The following is an 18,733-nucleotide window of genomic DNA, read 5'->3' on the forward strand; positions in this document are numbered from 1 at the left end:
AAGTTGCTAAGCTTCTAAGTTGCTAAGGCTCTAAGATTTCAAGGCATTGTCAAAGTTTAAAACTTTGACAATGCTTTTTTTTATTTATATCATCTATCAGGCTGAGCGATCCCGCGATATTAGAAAACCCCTCTCTTTTGTCAGGCTGAGCGAAGTCGAAGCCCCAGTCCTATTGGAACGCCTTTCTCCCCAAGCCTCGGAATCGCTCAGGGAGACATTCGCATCAAATCACATTTTACATTTTACAAGTAACATTTCACAATTCAAATCACTTCTTCGCCGACAAATAAACTCCAATTAAAATAATAAAAGCGCCAACAGATTGAATTGGCGTCAGGAATTCATTATCTAACAATCCCCAGAAGAATGCTACGATCGGAATTAAATACGTCACAGATGTTGCAAATACTGGCGATGACATCTGAATTAGCTTGAAGAATAGAATGTTGGCGATTCCCGTTCCAAGAACACCTAAAATTGCCACAAAAAGTATAGAGTGTTGCGTTTCTGCAAAATGTATTTTCTGACTGATATCGGTTGTGCTTAAAATGATTAATGCTGGCAAAAGCAAAACCGCAAAATTTCCTGTTGTGATACTTACAGAATTTAGATCGTGAAGATATTTTTTAATCAGATTTACGTTGATTGCATAACTAAGCGTTGCAATAACAACCAATAAAACATAGAGGTAATTTTGAGTTCCACTTGCGGAATCTCCGCTTAAAACCAAAAGCAGACAACCTACAAGTCCGACAAAAACACCTAAAACCTGTCTTTTTTGAAACTGAATCCCAAATGCTATAATTCCTAGAATCAAAGTGTTTAATGGCGTTAACGAATTTAAAATCGCAACTATCGAACTATTAACCTGAGTTTCTGCAATAGCAAAAAGATAAGCCGGTATAAAAGTCCCGAAAAGCGAAGTTATGGCGACAAATTTCCATTGGCGGCGCGAAATCTTTTTCAGACTATTAAAACCCACAATCAATAAAAACAAAGCAGCAAAAATAATTCGGAACGATCCTACCTGAACAGCACTTAAACCAATCAATCCTTTTTTTATCAGAATAAAAGAGCTTCCCCAGATAAGAGAAAGTATCGTTAAGTAAATCCACTTTAACTGTTTTGTTTCCATAAATTGTTATTTACTGCAAATTTGTAATTATTTTACGAACTAAGCATTCTCTTTTTATTAATTTTGCAAGAATCTTATTCGCAATTTTTAAATTTATATATAATGAAAATTTCAAAAATCTTATTCGCTGTAGCAATCGCCGGTTTAGTATTTGTTGGCTGTAAAAAAGCAGAAGACAAAAGTCTTGAGGTTGTAAATGCAGAAAAAAGTGCTCCAAAAGAACACAAACCTATTGCTGCCGAAAATCTTCAAACAGCAAGCTTCAAAATTGACGGAATGACTTGTGCTATGGGATGCGCAAAAACAATAGAAGAAGAATTATCTAATCTTGACGGAGTTGACAAAGCAACGGTTGATTTTGACAAAAAAACTGCAACGGTAAGTTTTGATAAAACAATCCAAAACTCAGAATCTTTAACAAAAGTCGTTCAAGAAACTGGAGACGGAAAAACATATAAAGTTTCGAATTTTAAATCGTAAACAGATCAATTACAATAAAAAAAAGGAATCCAAATCGGATTCCTTTTTTTTATTTCCATTTCAACGTTTCCATCAAACGCTGCATATCATTTTTAACGTAACTCGCGGCAGGCATAATCGAGTCGAAATTTGGTTTAGCGTAAAAATAAACAGAGCCTATTAAAAAATGTTTTGTGCTGTCTGTAACGTAAAACTGAGAGTTTGTCGCTGCATTTCCATCAACTTGATAAAACATTCCGTAAACCTTTTTCTGCGGATTTAAATACGGCTGTTCCAAAATATCATCGGCTTTAATAACGTGTTCGTAAGTCAGTTTTTGTGCGTCACGCAATAACTTATCAATATTTCCATTTACTGGCTTATATGTCAAATAAATCGTTGCTTTCATCTTTGGATACGTGATTGCAAATCCGCATTCTTTCTCTCCTTTGATGATTGCATCTTCATTCATTTCGAAAGCAAACGGACAATTGTTTTCAAAATTCACATATTTTGCTTCCGGATAATCTAATCGCAGGTAACTTGCTGGTTTTGGCAAAACATCATTTTTACAGCTTATAACCGTTAACGCAAGCAAAATTGCTGATATTGAAAGTATTTTATTAAGCATTTTAATTTATGGTTACTTTTATTTGTTTTACACGCTTTTTATCAACTGTTTCTACTGTGAAAATACAGTTTTCGAAAGGTATTTTTTGATCTTTTTTAGGAAAATTACCCAAAATCTCCAGAATAAATCCGGCCAATGTTTCGGCTTCTCCTTTATGAGCTTCAAAGACATCTTCATCGACATCTACAATTCGATAGAAATCTTTCAGGTTTATTTTTCCCTCAAAAAGAAAATTATTTTCATCGATCTGCGAGAAGTTTAGATTTTCATCGTCAAACTCATCACTAATATCTCCAACAATTTCTTCGATAACATCTTCTAAAGAAACTAATCCAGAAGTACCTCCATATTCATCAACCACAATGGCTAAATGGCTTTTTAAGCTCTGAAAATCCTTTAGCAGATTATCTAGTTTTTTATTCTCAGGAACAAAAAACGCTTCTCTAATCAAAGAGGTCCAGTCAAATTCTTCTTTATCAATATGAGGCAGTAAATCTTTTACAAAAAGCACGCCTTCAATTTGATCGATATTATCTCGATAAATAGGAATTCTCGAAAAACCTGTTTCTATTATTTTAGGATAAATCTCCGCAAATGTTTCTGATATTTCCAATGCAAAAATATCAATTCTCGGACTCATTACCTGTTTTGTATCTGTATTTCCAAAAGAAACAATTCCTTCCAGAATTTTTTGCTCTTCTGTCGATGTCCCTTCCGAATCTGTAAGTTCCAATGCCTGAGAAAGTTGATTAACAGAAAAATTACTTTTTTGCTTTCCTAATTTATTTTGAAAATATATAGTAACGGCACGCATTGGCAAACTAACAGGAGAAAGCACTTTGTCTAAAAATGCCAGCGGATACGCAACTCGCTTAGCAAAACGGATACTATTTCTGCTAGCGTAAACTTTAGGAAGAACTTCACCAAATAATAAAATTAAGAAAGTAACTAAAATTACCTCTAGAGTAAATTTAAAGGCTGGCGAACTTATATTGGCAAAAATATTTTGCCCTATATAAGCAAACAGGATTACTACACCAATATTAAAAAAGTTATTCGCGACCAATAAAGTTGCCAAAAGCTTTTTGGGCTTTTCTAATAGATTCGAAATAATTTTACCTTTTGCTGGACTATCATTTAAAGAATCATCGATGTCTTGCTGCGATAAAGAAAAAAGAGCTACTTCAGCACCAGAAACGATTGCTGAAAGAAATAATAAAATAAAAATTCCGACGAAACCAATAATTAAATTGGCGTCAAGATTTGTAGAAAAAAGTAAACTGGGCTCTGGGTCCAAACTGAATAAAATTAGTTAAACATCGCTTAAAAGGGCAGATCGTTAATTGGAAGCCCTTCAGGAGCATCAAAGTTAGTGTTTTTTGCCGACTCTGTATCCTGGTTTTGTTTAGTATACGCAGTTTCTTTTTTAGTTGTCAGGAAAGTAAACTCCGTTACCTGAATTTCGGTCGTATATTTTGTCGTTCCATCTTCTGTTTGCCACTGGCGAGATTTTATTCTTCCTTCGACATAAATTTTGTCTCCTTTAGAAAGATATTTTTCGCAAATCTCTGCAGCTTTATTACGCACAACCAAATTATGCCATTCTGTAGAGGTTATTTTTTCATTAGTCGTTTTATTGATATATACCTCATTGGTAGCCAGCTGAAAACGTCCGATGCAGTTTCCTCCATCAAAATAATGCATCTTTACATCATCGCCTAAATGGCCAATAAGCATCACTTTATTTAATGTTCCGTTCATAGTTTTGGTGGTATTTCTCCCAAAGATACATTTTTTTAGCAATTTATTTCTTGCTTTTCTATAAAATTATACAACACAATAGGAAAAGGAAAAGTTTTCAATTTTTGAGCATCTACTCCGTTTTCGACTTCCTCTTTCACTTTAATTTTCCAAAATTGAATATGCAAATGTTGGTGCGAAAGCTTGTGTATAAGCGTCGATTCGTTGCAATCTTCTACACTTATAATAGTATACTTTGTAAAAATTTCATTTTTGACTGTTCGAGAAATCTCGTCAAAATCAACAATTGATTGCGTTTCCAATAACGGAAACTCATATAAATTATGCCAAATTCCTTTTGCAGTTCTTTTTTGAATTAATGTGTTTCCTGAAGCATCTTCTAAAATCAAATAATTAAAGTAACGATTGGTCACTTTTACCTTTTTTGACTTAACAGGAAGCATATTTACTTTTCCTTTTTGCAAAGCAGCACAGCTTTCGTTAAAAACACAAATCGCACAATTAGGACTTTTAGGAACACATTGCAGCGCACCAAACTCCATTATGGCCTGATTGAATATCGCTGGATTATCTTTAGGCATTAATTGCTGTGCCAAAGCGGCAAACTCTTTTTTGGTTGCAGGAAGCGCAATATCAGATTCAATATCAAAATAACGAGCCAAAACCCTAAACACATTTCCATCTACAACAGGAACCGCTTCATTATAAGAAAAAGAAGCTATTGCAGCAGCTGTATATTCGCCAACACCTTTGAGTTTTAGCAGCTCTTTATAAGAATCAGGAAAAACTCCATTTAAGTCATTAGATATATATTGAGCCGTTTTATGAAGATTACGAGCTCGAGAATAATACCCGAGACCTTGCCAAAGTTTCAAAACTTTCTCTTCTGAAGCATCTGCTAAATGTTTTACGGTAGGAAATTCCTGAGTAAATGAAAAAAAATAAGGCATTCCTTGCGCAACTCGCGTCTGCTGAAGCATGATTTCTGAGAGCCAAATCTGGTACGGATCGACCGTTTTTCGCCACGGTAAATCACGCTGGTGCTGTAAATACCATTTTATCAATATGTTATGAAAATCCATTGCAAAATACTTAGATTACAAAAGTAAATGTTTATGTAATTAAAATTTAACGAATTAGCTTGATTAATTATTTTTTTAATTCCTATATTTGCAAACTCAAAAAAATAGTACACCATTTATAAAATAAAATAGGAAAGAAAATGACGAAAGCAGATATCGTAGCGAAGATTTCAGAGAAGCTAGGTCTTGAAAAAGGAGACGTTCAAGCAACAGTAGAAACTTTTATGGAAGAAGTTAAAACTTCTTTAGAGACTGGAGACAATGTATACCTTAGAGGTTTTGGTAGTTTTATCGTTAAAACTAGAGCTGAAAAAACTGGAAGAAACATTTCTAAAAACACTACTATTAAAATTCCAGCACACAACATTCCTGCTTTCAAACCTGCAAAAGTTTTTGTAGAAGGAGTTAAAACCAACAACGAAGCAAAATAATATTAATTAACATAAATCTGACACAATATGCCAAGTGGTAAAAAAAGAAAGAGACATAAGGTAGCTACTCACAAACGTAAAAAAAGAGCGAGAGCTAACCGCCACAAAAAGAAAAAGTAGTTTTAAACTACTTTTTTCTTTTTAAACGTTCATTGAAATTTGGGAAATTTCAAAAATTCCAAAAAATAAAATCCAAAATCCAAAAATTAAGAAATCAATATTGATTTAATTGGAATTTGGAATTTAAAAATTTGAAATTTAAGTTTCCCTCCCGGGTTCAATACCTGTTAAAATATTGTTTAATCCATCTGTAGATAAGATTTTAGATTTTAGACTTTAGATTTTAGATTTTTATTAATCTATACTCTTCTCTCTTTTTCTATTTTCTGAAAAAACAGATAAAAATTTACAGTGTGAATAAAGAATTAATCATTAGATCTAGTTCTGAAGCAGTAGATTTTGCCTTATTAAAAGATGGAAAACTAATTGAATTACACAAAGAAGAAGAAAAAAGCAACTTTCAGGTTGGTGATATTTTTATTGCCAAAATCAGAAAACCAGTTGCTGGACTTAACGCCGCTTTTGTAAATGTAGGCTTCGAAAAAGATGCCTTTTTACATTATCACGATTTGGGTCCAAATCTAGCTTCTCAGCTGAAATTCATAAAACTTGTAAGCGCAGGTAAATTAAAAGATTTCTCCCTAAAAACCTTTCAGTTTGAAAAAGAGATTGACAAAGATGGCATCATTACTGATATTTTAAGTGCCAATCAATCTGTCTTAGTTCAAGTAGTTAAAGAACCTATATCAACCAAAGGCCCAAGAATAAGTGCTGAGCTTTCTCTTGCCGGAAGATTTATTGTTCTAGTTCCTTTCTCTGACCGTGTTTCTATTTCTCAAAAAATAGAGGACAAAAAAGAAAAGGATCGTCTAAAAAAACTTGTTCTATCGATCAAACCTAAAGGATTTGGTGTTATTGTTCGTACAGTAGCCGAAGGCAAAAACGTAGCCGAATTAGAAAAAGATTTGCAGAACCTGCTTGGCAGATGGTCTGCAATGTGTAAAAAATTACCAACTGCTCATCATCCATCAAAAGTATTAGGAGAGCTTAATAGGGCTTCTTCGATATTAAGAGATGTATTTAATGATACCTTCAGTGGTATTCAAATAGATGATGAAGAGTTGTACCATCAAACGAAGGAATATTTGCAAGAAATTGCACCTTCAAAACAATCGATTGTTAAGTTTTATCAATCAAATGACACTCCCATTTTTGAGAAATACAATATAGAGAGACAAATCAAAACTTCTTTTGGCCGAACTGTTTCCATGAGCAAAGGTGCGTATCTTATTATAGAACACACTGAAGCGTTACACGTTATAGACGTAAACAGCGGAAACCGTTCTAATAAAGCGACCAACCAAGAAGACACAGCCATGGAAGTGAATATGATTGCCGCAGCAGAAATCGCACGACAACTTCGTTTGCGTGATATGGGCGGAATAATCGTAGTTGATTTTATCGATATGTCTAATCCAGAAAACAGGAAAGTTTTGTTCGACTTCTTGCGAGAAGAAATGAGCGACGATAAAGCAAAACATAAAATATTACCGCCGAGTAAATTTGGTTTGGTCCAGATTACAAGACAGCGCGTAAGACCAGAAGTGAATATCAAAACCAGAGAGGAAGATCCTAACAAACATAATGGTGAAATTGAAGCTCCAATTTTAATCATTGATAAGATCACCGCTGATTTAGAAAGACTTTTAAAAAACCACAATAAGGTTGTACTAAACACACACCCGTTTGTGGCTGCATACCTCAGTAAAGGTTTTCCATCATTACGTTCAAAATGGTTTTTTGAACATAAGAAATGGGTGAAAATCATACCTCGTGACGCTTACACGTACTTAGAATACCATTTCTATGATAAAAAAGGAAATGTTATTTCAGAATAAATCAAAAACCGCCTTTCGTGAGATTGGCGGTTTTTTTGTGCTTTTTTATAACTTCTTTTATGTCTTATACTAACACAAAAAAAGCTTATGCGTTTACAAAATATTTATATTTTAAAGTAAGTTTATATAATCTTTAAAAGATAATAAATGAAAATTGTTACGACTTATAGTTTTGAGAAAAAAAAATATGCCATTTACCTTCTTATAACAATCCTTTTTTTGCTTTCTTCGAAAGTGGCTGCGCAAAACGATACTCTCTTTTTTGATAAACAATGGAAAATATCTACCAAAGAAGTTGCTTTTTATTACAGAATTAAGCCTTTAAAAATAAAAACAAAAGATGCTTTAGGATATAAAATAAAGAATACTGACTCTCTTTTTACAATTAACGATTACTATTTAAATAGCAATAAAATACAATTTCAAGGCTATTCTAAAGATTACAATGGTGATTATTTAGTTGGGAAAGCAAAATGGTATAATGAAAACGACGACACAATTGAAACGAGAGAATTTGACTACAGAGAAAACAATGCTACACCAAAATTTAGGATTCCAGATTGGCCTATACTTTATTTAAATTATTCAATTGCCAACAAAAGTCTTTTAACTGCAGGTATGGAATTTTGTTTAGTTTGCCATACTGACAACAAACTCTTCATAGGTGCTGGGTACGGAATTACAAACAGCTACAATGACAAATATTATGGTCTTCCAGATCTACATTTGTCATTTAATACAGAATATTTTCTATTTTTAAAAGCTGGGAGTTCTACTAAAAATGCATATGCAATGGGAGGCGTAACCTTTTTAAACATGATAGATTTAGGCTTAGGTTATTCACTTTCATATAACAAAGAAAAAATTCCAACTTATGAGGGATTTACCACTTCAATTACGTTCCGATTTACAAACAATAAAAATGTATATGGCAAATTCAAAATCATGTAATAAATTCATTATTCCTTTACAATTTCAATTTTTCTTCTAATTTCATTTCCAGAAGCATCTACAACTGTTATGTAATGTATTCCTGTTGTTGGCCTAATAGGCAGTTCATGAAAAGTTTTTGTTGTGGCTTTATAAACATCATCAACATACCAAAATAATTCTTTATCTCTTTCAGAATACGCTACTTTCAAAATTACGGGCTGTATGTTACTGTTAAAATCCTTTGTTAAATATATTTTACTATTCGCTTTCGGATAAATAAAGTCCATTGTAGTGGTTTGCGTTCCTTCGCATCCTTCTTTAAATGGCGGTAACGGCAAATATTCAATATGCTGGCTTTTATAATACCAAGCCATAACAGGAGGCAGTATAAACCAGTTTTTAGTCACAATATTATCAATACTCTCACAGCTACTATTGACTTGAAATTGCTCTGTTTGATCTAAATGAATTGTTCTATGATACGGACAAACCTTAGTCGATTTGCCTTTTTTAGAGACCCATTGTTTAATTTTTGGGCAGTTTTCTTTTGCCAGATAACCGCTTAAACGGCAAACCTCAACTTCTGCTAAATCATTATACGGAGTATCAAACCATCGTTGTCTTGGCAATAAATTAAAAACATCAAATAAAATTGGCGCAGCGCTCGTAACTCCAGTTAAAGTTGGCCTTCCTTCTCCTGTTGCATTTCCTACCCAAATTCCAACTACATATCTTGAATTGGTTCCAATAGCCCACGCATCACGATTTCCGAAACTGGTTCCCGTTTTCCATGCAATTTTAAGCGAACTGTCATAAAACTTCCACGCTTCATCTCCTTCCGGTCTATTAACCTCTTCCATTGCATTATACGTTAACCAAATTGATCCCGCACCCAAAATATTCTTCTGATCGGTTTCTGAACCAAAATCGGGCTTAAAATCGTTTTTATAGTTAAGTTCAGTAAATTCGTTAGTTCTATACTTACTCTTATTTTTAGTGTAATAATTGACTGTAGACGAAAGGTTTGCATACGTTCGGCATAAATCCCATAAATTACTTTCGGCTCCACCTAAAATAAGCGACAAACCGTAATGATCAGGTGTTTTATTAATGTTCTTTAATTTGAATTTTTGAAGTTCTTCATAAAACTTGTTTACAGTAAATTCCTGAAGCATTAAAACCGCAGGAATATTTAACGAACGTGATAATGCGCGATGTGCAGGAACAGCGCCATCAAAAGTTAAATTGAAATTTTGAGGCGTATATCCAGAAATCTGCGTTGGAATATCAGCTACTAAAGTATTGGGCAGTAATTCGCCATCATCCAACATTGCTCCATACAAAAGTGGTTTTAGAATACTTCCTGTACTTCTTGGCGCATCAATAATATCTACGTCTTTTTGATGATCTGCATCTGCCGGAGAATTTCCAACATAACTCATTACATTTCTACTCTGAACATCAATAACCAAAATCGCCAGATTATGAACCTCATTCTGTTTGTACTGGTTGTAATAATATCTTGCAATTTGATTGACGCGATTTTGCAAGGCATAATCAATAGTAGTTTTTACTCTTGTTCCTTCTTCATTTTTTGCAACTCTCTGTAATAAATGCGGAGCGATTTGAGGCAAATCATAAGGTTTCTGAGGCAATGGTTCTTCTATTGAAAGTTCGTATGTCTGCTTATCGATGATACCTTCCTGATGTAGTTTTAATAAAAGTCGGTTTCTTTTGTTCAATAATTTTATCTGGTTTTTCCCCGGATAAATTAAACTTGGCGCATTCGGTAAAACAGCCAAAACTGCATTTTCTGCCCACGATAACTGATTGGACTGCACTCCAAAATAGCGCCATGAAGCCATTTCCAATCCCACAACATTTCCTCCAAAAGGCGCATGTGCAGCATACATTTCTAGAATTTCATTTTTAGAATACCCTAATTCTAATCTCGTGGCGAGAATAATTTCTATTATTTTTTCAAAATACGTTCTGTTTTTTCCTTTTCGGGATAATCGAATAACCTGTTGTGTTAAGGTACTTCCTCCTCTCACCACTTTTCCTGCTTTTCGGTTTTGCTTAAAAGCATTAATCATTGCACCAGGATTGAATCCGGGGTGTTTATAGAAATACTCGTCTTCAAAATACACAATGCATTTTTTAAACTTATCTGGAACGCTATCTTGTGCTGGAAAACGCCATTGTCCGTCACGGGCAATTTTAGCTCCAAGTAATTCTCCTTCTTTGCTTTCAATTACGGTTGAATAAGGCTCTTTAAATAACGTTCGAGGTATCGAAAAATAGTAAATCAGCAAGAGCAGAAATGCAATTGCTGATTTAACTTTATTCTTTTTAATCCAATTTATGATGCGTTGGAAAAACGCTATAAGTTTATTTTTCAAAATTAAATTGTTATTGCGTATCCTAACAGGTTTTCAAAACCTGTTAGGTATTCCTTATCCATTCCAAAAAGATAAAAAAACAAAATCTTTTCTTTTATCTAAAAACATCTAACAGGTTTTAGAAAGCCATTGGATATTCTTTATCCCTTTCTAAAAGAAAAAATAAAATTTTCTTCTCTATATCTATAAAATGCCTAACAGGTTTTGGAATCCTGTTAGGATAGTCGAATACTATTTTCTATTGGTCAAGTAAGTCTATATCATTTAAAACTCCTTCATAAATTAACTTTTTTTCATCATGACAAAATATGAAATTTTCTAAATCATTGAATAATTCTAAAATAAATTCTCGATCAATGCTACTTTGTTTATCTGACAAATATGAACGATAAGAAGAATGTCTATAAGATTGAAAATCTTTAGAAAATTTATGCTTGACAGGATTTAAATGAACGTATAAGATCAACTGTCTTAAATATTCTTCATTTTCGATTCTGTTTCTTTGCAAATGTTCCTGAAACAAACTTCCTGTTCTATCATAAGCCTTGTTTATGCTTTTAGAATAAGAGTTAAATAAATTTGAAAATGGAAGATGAATTTTTTCTTTAAACTTTTCAGGTAGATTAATTTTATCTTTTATTCTTAGAACAATATGAAAATGATTTTTGAGCAAACAATAAGCATAAACATCAGCAATTGGCGAAATATATTTTTTAAGCTTTTCTAAAAAATAATTATAGTTTTTCTCTTCAATAAAAATATCCTCCCCATTATTTCCTCGATTATACACATGATAATATTGGCCTGCCTCAAAAACATCCCTCTCCACAATCTTATTCTTTTTATTATCCTAACAGGTTTCCAAAACCTGTTAGGTATCTTTTTTTTCTTCTTCTAAAAACTTAATATAATACCTAACAGGTTTTGGAAACCTGTTAGGATACGTGTGCTAATAATTTATTTCACAACCTCAACCCAGAATCCTTTTGTTCTGGCTAAGAATGTATTATCATACATCGCTTCACATTGTAATCCTGGCAGGTAATAATTTCCTAAATACGATGCATTTAACAGGATTCTAAATACCTTAGTTTCTCTTGCTTTCATTCCGAAATAGAAATTAGTTCTGTCATCTCGAATATCAATATAATCTGCAATGTTGTTTACAGCATCTCCATAATCGGTAAAACGAGTGTTTACAATTTCGAATCCTGAAGGCAGAATTTGAGATAACGCTACGTTTTGAACGCTTTCTCCTCTTTGGTTTTTAATTGTAACCTCGGCAACAAATTCAGTTCCCTGATTAATTCTTGAAACATTAATTACACTTCCTTTTCTATTTTTGAAAACAATAGAAGCCGTAACATCACTTTGAACCGCATTTTCTTGTCCGATAGGCAGAATTCCAGTGTTCAAAACACGAACATAAACTGTATTGGCTTTATTGTTTTTCAGCGTAATACTGTTTGAACCCGAAGCAACAGACAAACTGCGATCTGCAACTGATTTACCTGTATTGATTGTCTCTCCTTTTCCGTTTTTACTAAATTGGATATTGATTCCTTTCGGACCATTACTCACCGCAAATTTCGACATTGCATACAAACAATAAGCTGTTGTCTGTGTACTCATCCATTGATTAGCTGACATTTCTTTGGCTAATTTTGTTGCAGTAACAAATGCTTTTTGTTTCTGATCTAAAAGAAGCATCGTTTCTAAAGCCATTGCTCGGTTTCTTTCACTTGAACCATAATAGTAATAGCTGTAGCCATCTGAACTACCATCAATGCTGGTTTTCAGGAACAAACTTTGCCCAGCCGATTTCTGACCTGCTAAAACATAAGCGGCTGCCAAACGAAGCATACTTTCATTCGAAATACCTTTTGTTTCTCTCAATCTGTTCATTGCTGATAAATCAGCATTTCCTGCTAAAGCTAAAGTGTACAAACGATACGCCTGAGCTAAATCATTTCCGTATTTAGGCTCAAAACGCCATTGTTTCGCTTCTTTCTGCTGATACGACAGCCATTTCGATTTGAAATTAATTGGCAGTACATATCCTTTTTTCTCTGCTTCAATTAAGAAATGTCCAGCATAAGAAGTTCCCCAATCATCTGCAATTGCATTTCCTTGCCAGTACGGCATTCCGCCATTTGATAATTGGAAATTACCCAATCTGGCAATTCCGGCTGCAATATTTTTCTGAATCAGATCTTTGCGTTTCGCATCTATATCGGCCACATCGCCCAAATACAATTGTGGGAAAACAGATGAAGTCGTCTGTTCTACACATCCATGTGGATACTGAATTAAGAATTGTAACCTTCCGTTCAAATTCATTGATGGCATAGACGAAACTTCTAATCTTGCTTTGTTGCTTCCTGCAATTCCGAAAGTATTCCATGAAATTGTCTTCGTACTATTTGGCGTTAAAACAACATCTGTAAAAGTACTCGTAACCGGATTTGGATTCGTCATGTCGATTTCAACATCATAAGTCGATTTCTCACTTCCAGATGTTGCTATTACTTGAACTTTTGCAATTCCAGTTGCAGAGCCTACAACCAGATTAAAATATGCCATTTTCTCATCTGGCTGTGCAAAACTTAGCTTCTGAACCGAACTTCCCATTACTTTCAATCCGTTGCTGGTTTTTACCTGAATCGAAACATTTTTAATTTTATTTTCTGTTGTAAAAATGGTCACAGGCAATGTTACTTTCTCTGACGGCGAAATTTTTCTAGGCAGTGAAGCCAATACCATCAACGGGCTCTTAACTTGCGTTGCTTTTTCGACGCTTCCATAAGCGCTTGTATTCGCATCACCCGCTACTACCATTGTTCGAACAGAACCAATATATTTTGGAAGCTTTAAATCATGCGATTTCGTTTCTCCTTTTCCTAATTTAAATGGTCCATAATATAACACTACAGGTTTAAAACGGTTGGCTTTTTTAGCTTTTCCGCCTCCTAAATCCTGATCTCCACCAATACTGAAAATCTGATTTATTTTTCCGCCATAAGCGCCAATTACATCATCGTAAACGTCCCAAGTTTTTACTCCTAAAGCTTCACGCACATAAAAACTATCCCACGCATTTGGTGTTTTAAAACGAGTTAAATCCAAAAGTCCTTCATCTACAACTGCGATTGTATACGTCATTTCTTTACCTGATTTCTCGCCTACTTTTACTGTAAACGGCTGTTCTGGTCTTAACACGTCTGGCATATTAAGGGTCGGTGCCAAAATAGTGTTTTTATCTACCACTTCGATTGGCACAATTCCGTACATACGAATTGGCGAATCGTTTTTGGTTGAAGCGTGTGGCTGCAATAATGTAATATTAAAATATACGTTTGGTGCCATTGCTCCTGTAATTGGAACCTCAACTTTAGTTTCTCCTTTTTTAGTCTCAGCCCAAATAGTCTGCACTACTCTCGATCCGTTTTCAATTGAAATTAAAGCACGGCCACCTTCACTTGAAGGGAAAGAAATCTGTGCTTTTTCTCCAACAGCATAATTCTTTTTATCGGTAGAGAAAACTAACATATTGGCTGTAGAAGCATCTCTATTACGTGTTTTTCCAGACCAGATTGGCCAATCGATATTTACGGTTAAAGATGTTGCATGACCATCTTGCTGATCGGCAACACGAATTAAATAACGTCCCCATTCTTCGTCTGTCAAGGCAAATTGGAAACTTCCTTTTCCGCTCGAATCGGTATTGATGACAAAAGTTTTGTATGAAGTTGTTGCATTCGAAGAATTATAATTTGATAAATTATCGCTTGAAGAATCCCACCACCATCTCCAGTCTACTTTATAAACTCGTACTTCGAGATTACGAACCGATTTTGGTCTTCCGTTTTCGTCAACTGTTACAACATCAAAACGATTGTTTGTTCTCGTTTCAAGCATGCTGTATTTATTCAGTTCCGGCGTTTTTAAACCTACATAGGTTTTGTATGGAGAATAGGTCGTTGACATCACATCTGTACTAAAATCTCCTCCTTCTTCGTACACTTTTGTAATGAATGAAGCACGAAGCATTCCGGGTGCCTGACCTTGTAATCTTGGCTGAATGTTTACTGATGCTTTTCCGCTTTCATTTAATTTGCCAGAGAAAATATTAATTTCTTCTGTACTGAATTGACGTGCTAAATCATCAAAAGTATATTTTTCATAACCTTTAAAAGTCGTGCTTTGTTGAGAGAATTTAGCCTGCATTTCTACATTCAAATTCTTAGCAATTGCACCGTGAAGCCATGTTACCTCAAGATTGTCTGTATTTGGATACGAAGCCGAAAGTGTTTTTCTGCTAAATGTATTCTTGATTTTTAAACGATTTGGTTTGATGGTTTCAATCTTAATGTTCTTATAGAATTTAGCTCCACCAACACTTACCATTGCTTCCCAGTTTCCTGTTGGTGCATCTTGATTTGTTGGCACTATAAAGGCATAATGATTTAAATCATTCGTTTTTTGAACAGTCTGATAAACCGTTTTACCGTTCGGGTCGTTTAATCTGAATTTAATTGGATGTGATTTTGGAAGTTTATTCGCGGCATCATTCAAAATAAATGACAGATACAAATTATCTCCCGGACGCCAAACGCCTCTTTCTCCATAAATAAATCCTTTCAGTCCTTTTTGCAAAGTTTCACCTGCAACATCAAAATTACTTACAGATAACGAAAGTCCATCGTCTAACTTCACATAAGTCGACTGATCGCCTAAAGTAACAATGGCAAAATAGGCAAATTTATCCAATTGGAAAGATGCAATACCTTCACTGCTGGTTGCTTCTGTCGCTATTTTTTGCTGTTGGTAATTGTATAAATCTACCCTTGCATTTGAAACAGGTTCAGTTGTAACGATATTATTTACCGCAAATAAATATGATTTGTTTTCTCCTCTTTTGGCAATAACTCCTAAATCTGATGCTAAAATATTGGTTGCAATTCTAGCGTTGTAATAGTAAGAACCTGTACACGGATCTTGACTTTCTCTCCAGTCATAATCATCATAATAATAGTAATCGTCATAAGAGTTTCCGCTGTAGTTTACGTCGTTTTCATCAACTTCTTCTTCCTCGGCTTCATCATCGCTATTGTCTGATGTTTCACATTTATAAAGCGAATATTTCTTTTTATAAACAAATTCAACTCTGTAAATTGCTCCTGGTTCTGGTTTAATGATCTTAGATAAATCTAAGGCATACGTATTCCATTTCGCCAGATTTGCGAGCGTACTTTCTTTTAAATTTAAAGTGGTTTTAGCAATTGGCTGTGCGACTTTTTTAAGATTTTGCCCGCCATTTAATTCATTGTATTGAAGAAATTGCAGAATATTATTTTTATAAATCTTGTATACTTTTACATCTACAGCACTTAGATTTACAGCTTCAAAATTCAGTTTTAAATTGTTGGAACTTGGCAAAATTGTTCCATTTTTAATAAAACGAATGTTTGGTTTTATCTGGTCAAAAGAAATTTTCTCGCTGTAATTGTTTTCCAGTTTTTTACCATATTGGCTCTCGATTCCCTGAAAAACTTCCAATAATAATTCGCCCGTAACAACTTGTTCTGGTTCTTCGTCTGGTACATATTCAACAGCTTCTTCTACAACTGCCGCGGCTGAATCTACGGCAACAGCAGCTGAGTCAACCATAACCGCAGCCGAATCTACTGCAACTGCAACTGGTTCTTGCACAGCTACTGCTACAGGCTCTTGTTTTTTAGAAGCATTTTGGTTTGTAAAATATACTTTAAGTAAATTTCCTTGGGTAGAAAACTTAAGATTATTAGTGTTTTGAATCGAAACCAATCCGGCAAAATCCTGACCTTTTTCTAAAGGTTCAGAGAAATTAATTAAAACCTGCTGATTGTTTCCGTCTGGAACTTCAACTTTTATAACTTTAAATTCGTTGATGCTCGTAATCGGGAAATCGATTTGTCCTTTTTGATCAATGTCAACATCATTTCCGTCATAGATAATTTCCAAAGTGGAAGCTTCTGATTGACGCTGAATGCTATCAATTATAAATCGAAATTCTTTAGCAGGGCCAGCTACTTTCTCAAATTTAATTTTAAGATTGTTCCCTTTATGTTTGGCTTCAACCAGCTTTTGAGCGGTTTCCAAATCAATATTATCGGCTGTTTTTAAAACGCAGTTTAAATATTGATATTCTTTGCTATACGATTGAATATCACCCGTATTGATGGTAAAATCTTGCTTAACCGTTTTAACTGTAAAGTTGAATTTTGAAAGTTCCTTTTCTTTCTCTTTCGGAATGGCAGTCAGTTTATCTAAGTTTAAAGTAACCTGATATTCTGTTCCCATTTTTAGTTTTTTCTCCGGAATAAAAGCTAACGTGTTTGTTGAAAGCGCTATGACTTTTCCGTGAACACTTGGCGAAATGTCAAACAAATCGTCATCTAATTCCTGATTTGGCTTCCAGTCGTTTTTATCGAAAGCCAAAACCACACGAATGTCAGAATCCGAAGAAACGATTCCGCCCGTAAAACTGGTAATGTAATCTTTAAATAGTGAAAAATCTGAATTGAAATCTGCTGCCGATTTGCGCCCGCAAGATTGAAAAATAAAAAACACAAAAGATACGAAAATTAGTCCTTTTACTTTCACCTTTAATTAGAGTTAATTGGTTAATAAACTAAGAATTTAATACAATTTACTGTCAAAAGTTGTAACAGCAAAAACGCAATTAAATTATTATAAAAGTAAAATATTTTCTGAATCTTTTAAGAAGAAAATTCTCTAATATGATTATTTAACTTTTGTTGAAGTTTTATCATTGCCCTCAAAGCTCAGAACCTAATTTTGATAAAACTTTATCCATTTCCAAAAAATGATTTTCTGTGTTTGAGGAATAAAACATTTGATTACCACCTGTAATTATAATAACCTCATCATCATGGTTTCCGTAAAATTGTATTCCTTCAAGCCATTGCTTAAATGATACGCCTTTGTCTGAGTAATTTTTGATAATAAAATCTAGATCGTTCGGCTCTATTTCATAAAATGTATTGCTGGGAAATTCTAGCGCAAAACCAGCCTGAAGAAATGCCATTGCAGTAAAAAAGTCTGTCAAGGTCTCTGTTTCCAAATTCCATTCCTTTTCATCATAACTCATATAGACTGGCGGATTCGTTTTTGACAAATCGTCTTTATGAATTCCCCAAACACAAGCCCGTTGATTTTCATAGTAAAAAATCAAATAATCATTGTGTTTAAAATATTGAAAACGTTCTGGAACAATCAATAAATCTTGGGTCTGATTTAAATTTTCAATTTTCCCCAATTCAGTATAGTAATCAACAAAAACTGCTGGAAGATCTCCAAAAATATCTCTTATAAGTTGAATTTCATTTTCGGTAAAACCATTGGGTTCTGTAATGCCAAAAAGCTTTTTTATTTTTGAAAAATCTGTCATGGTATATTGGAATTATTTACGTCTTTCAAGAAAGAATCGTTTCATCAAATCTGCAGCTTCATTAGCCATCACCCCAGAAACGACAGTCGTTTTAGGATGCAGCTTTGTTCCCATATTGATAAACCCACGTTGTTCGTCTCTTGCGCCAAAAACAATTTTAGAAATCTGGCTCCAGTACAAAGCGCCAGCACACATTTGGCAAGGTTCAAGAGTAACATAAAGCGTACAGTCTTTTAAGTATTTTCCGCCTAGAAAGTTTGCTGCTGCTGTGATAGATTGCATTTCAGCATGAGCTGTAACATCATTTAATAATTCGGTTAAGTTATGACTGCTTGCAATTACTTTATCTGCAACGACAATTACAGCGCCAACAGGAATTTCGCCTCTTTCAAAAGCTATTTCTGCTTCCTGCAAAGCTTTTTTCATAAAATATTCGTCTGTAAAAGGATTTATCATAATTGCAAAAATAGGAGTTTAGAACTTATTTT

At 34.1% G+C, this 18,733-nt stretch carries 14 protein-coding genes; 4 read left to right on the top strand and 10 right to left on the bottom strand.

What is annotated here, in order from left to right; translation table 11 throughout:
• Positions 1 to 268 precede the first annotated feature (268 nt).
• Entirely contained in the window at positions 269 to 1,135 is an 867-nt protein-coding gene (locus BSF41_RS02955) for a DMT family transporter (RefSeq protein WP_095928029.1), read from the bottom strand.
• A 102-nt stretch (positions 1,136 to 1,237) separates the two neighbouring features.
• Between BSF41_RS02955 and BSF41_RS02960 the strand changes: the two genes are divergently transcribed.
• Positions 1,238 to 1,615: a heavy-metal-associated domain-containing protein gene (locus BSF41_RS02960; RefSeq protein ID WP_095928030.1), complete on the top strand. Its 378-nt coding sequence runs from the start codon at positions 1,238 to 1,240 to the stop codon at positions 1,613 to 1,615.
• A gap of 49 nt (positions 1,616 to 1,664) precedes the next feature.
• Here the strand turns inward: BSF41_RS02960 and gldD are convergent, their stop codons facing one another.
• The 4 genes from gldD to mutY are packed head-to-tail and all read right to left on the bottom strand — an operon-like array spanning position 1,665 to position 5,068.
• The gene (gene gldD, locus BSF41_RS02965) at positions 1,665 to 2,225 is read right to left on the bottom strand and encodes a gliding motility lipoprotein GldD (protein WP_095928031.1); all 561 of its coding nucleotides are present in this window, start codon (positions 2,223 to 2,225) and stop codon (positions 1,665 to 1,667) included.
• Between the two features lies 1 nt (position 2,226).
• Positions 2,227 to 3,522 carry a gliding motility-associated protein GldE gene (locus BSF41_RS02970; RefSeq protein ID WP_095928032.1) on the bottom strand — a complete coding sequence of 432 codons (1,296 nt, stop codon included), beginning with the start codon at positions 3,520 to 3,522 and terminating at the stop codon, positions 2,227 to 2,229.
• A 26-nt stretch (positions 3,523 to 3,548) separates the two neighbouring features.
• Positions 3,549 to 3,986 (bottom strand): single-stranded DNA-binding protein, encoded by a 438-nt coding sequence (locus BSF41_RS02975; protein ID WP_095928033.1) that lies wholly within the window; start codon positions 3,984 to 3,986, stop codon positions 3,549 to 3,551.
• A 35-nt stretch (positions 3,987 to 4,021) separates the two neighbouring features.
• Entirely contained in the window at positions 4,022 to 5,068 is a 1,047-nt protein-coding gene (gene mutY / locus BSF41_RS02980) for an A/G-specific adenine glycosylase (protein ID WP_095928034.1), read from the bottom strand.
• Positions 5,069 to 5,208: 140 nt separating this feature from the next.
• Between mutY and BSF41_RS02985 the strand changes: the two genes are divergently transcribed.
• The 3 genes from BSF41_RS02985 (at position 5,209) to BSF41_RS02995 (ending at position 8,408) form a co-directional block, all read left to right on the top strand.
• Positions 5,209 to 5,499, top strand: coding sequence for an HU family DNA-binding protein (locus BSF41_RS02985; RefSeq protein WP_007805026.1), 291 nt, complete (start codon positions 5,209 to 5,211; stop codon positions 5,497 to 5,499).
• A 413-nt stretch (positions 5,500 to 5,912) separates the two neighbouring features.
• Positions 5,913 to 7,457: a ribonuclease E/G gene (locus BSF41_RS02990; protein ID WP_095928035.1), complete on the top strand. Its 1,545-nt coding sequence runs from the start codon at positions 5,913 to 5,915 to the stop codon at positions 7,455 to 7,457.
• 147 nt (positions 7,458 to 7,604) lie between these two features.
• The gene (locus BSF41_RS02995; RefSeq protein ID WP_253251751.1) at positions 7,605 to 8,408 is read left to right on the top strand and encodes a hypothetical protein; all 804 of its coding nucleotides are present in this window, start codon (positions 7,605 to 7,607) and stop codon (positions 8,406 to 8,408) included.
• 8 nt (positions 8,409 to 8,416) lie between these two features.
• On the opposite strand, the gene pbpC is transcribed toward BSF41_RS02995, so the two are convergent.
• From pbpC to BSF41_RS03020, 5 genes are all read right to left on the bottom strand, one after another.
• A complete protein-coding gene (gene pbpC, locus BSF41_RS03000) occupies positions 8,417 to 10,792 on the bottom strand; it encodes a penicillin-binding protein 1C (protein ID WP_095928036.1) in 2,376 nt (791 codons plus the stop codon).
• A 238-nt stretch (positions 10,793 to 11,030) separates the two neighbouring features.
• Positions 11,031 to 11,621, bottom strand: a complete 591-nt coding sequence (locus BSF41_RS03005; RefSeq protein WP_095928037.1) for a transposase — start codon at positions 11,619 to 11,621, stop codon at positions 11,031 to 11,033.
• Positions 11,622 to 11,749: 128 nt separating this feature from the next.
• Positions 11,750 to 17,437 (bottom strand): alpha-2-macroglobulin, encoded by a 5,688-nt coding sequence (locus BSF41_RS03010; RefSeq protein ID WP_095928038.1) that lies wholly within the window; start codon positions 17,435 to 17,437, stop codon positions 11,750 to 11,752.
• A 175-nt stretch (positions 17,438 to 17,612) separates the two neighbouring features.
• On the bottom strand, positions 17,613 to 18,245 hold the full coding sequence (locus BSF41_RS03015) for a hypothetical protein (protein WP_095928039.1): 633 nt from the start codon (positions 18,243 to 18,245) through the stop codon (positions 17,613 to 17,615).
• Positions 18,246 to 18,257: 12 nt separating this feature from the next.
• On the bottom strand, positions 18,258 to 18,701 hold the full coding sequence (locus BSF41_RS03020) for a nucleoside deaminase (protein WP_095928040.1): 444 nt from the start codon (positions 18,699 to 18,701) through the stop codon (positions 18,258 to 18,260).
• Between the last annotated feature and the right edge of the window lie 32 nt (positions 18,702 to 18,733).

The sequence above is a fragment of the Flavobacterium sp. ACN2 genome, assembly GCF_002303885.1.
Taxonomy (GTDB): Bacteria; Bacteroidota; Bacteroidia; order Flavobacteriales; family Flavobacteriaceae; genus Flavobacterium.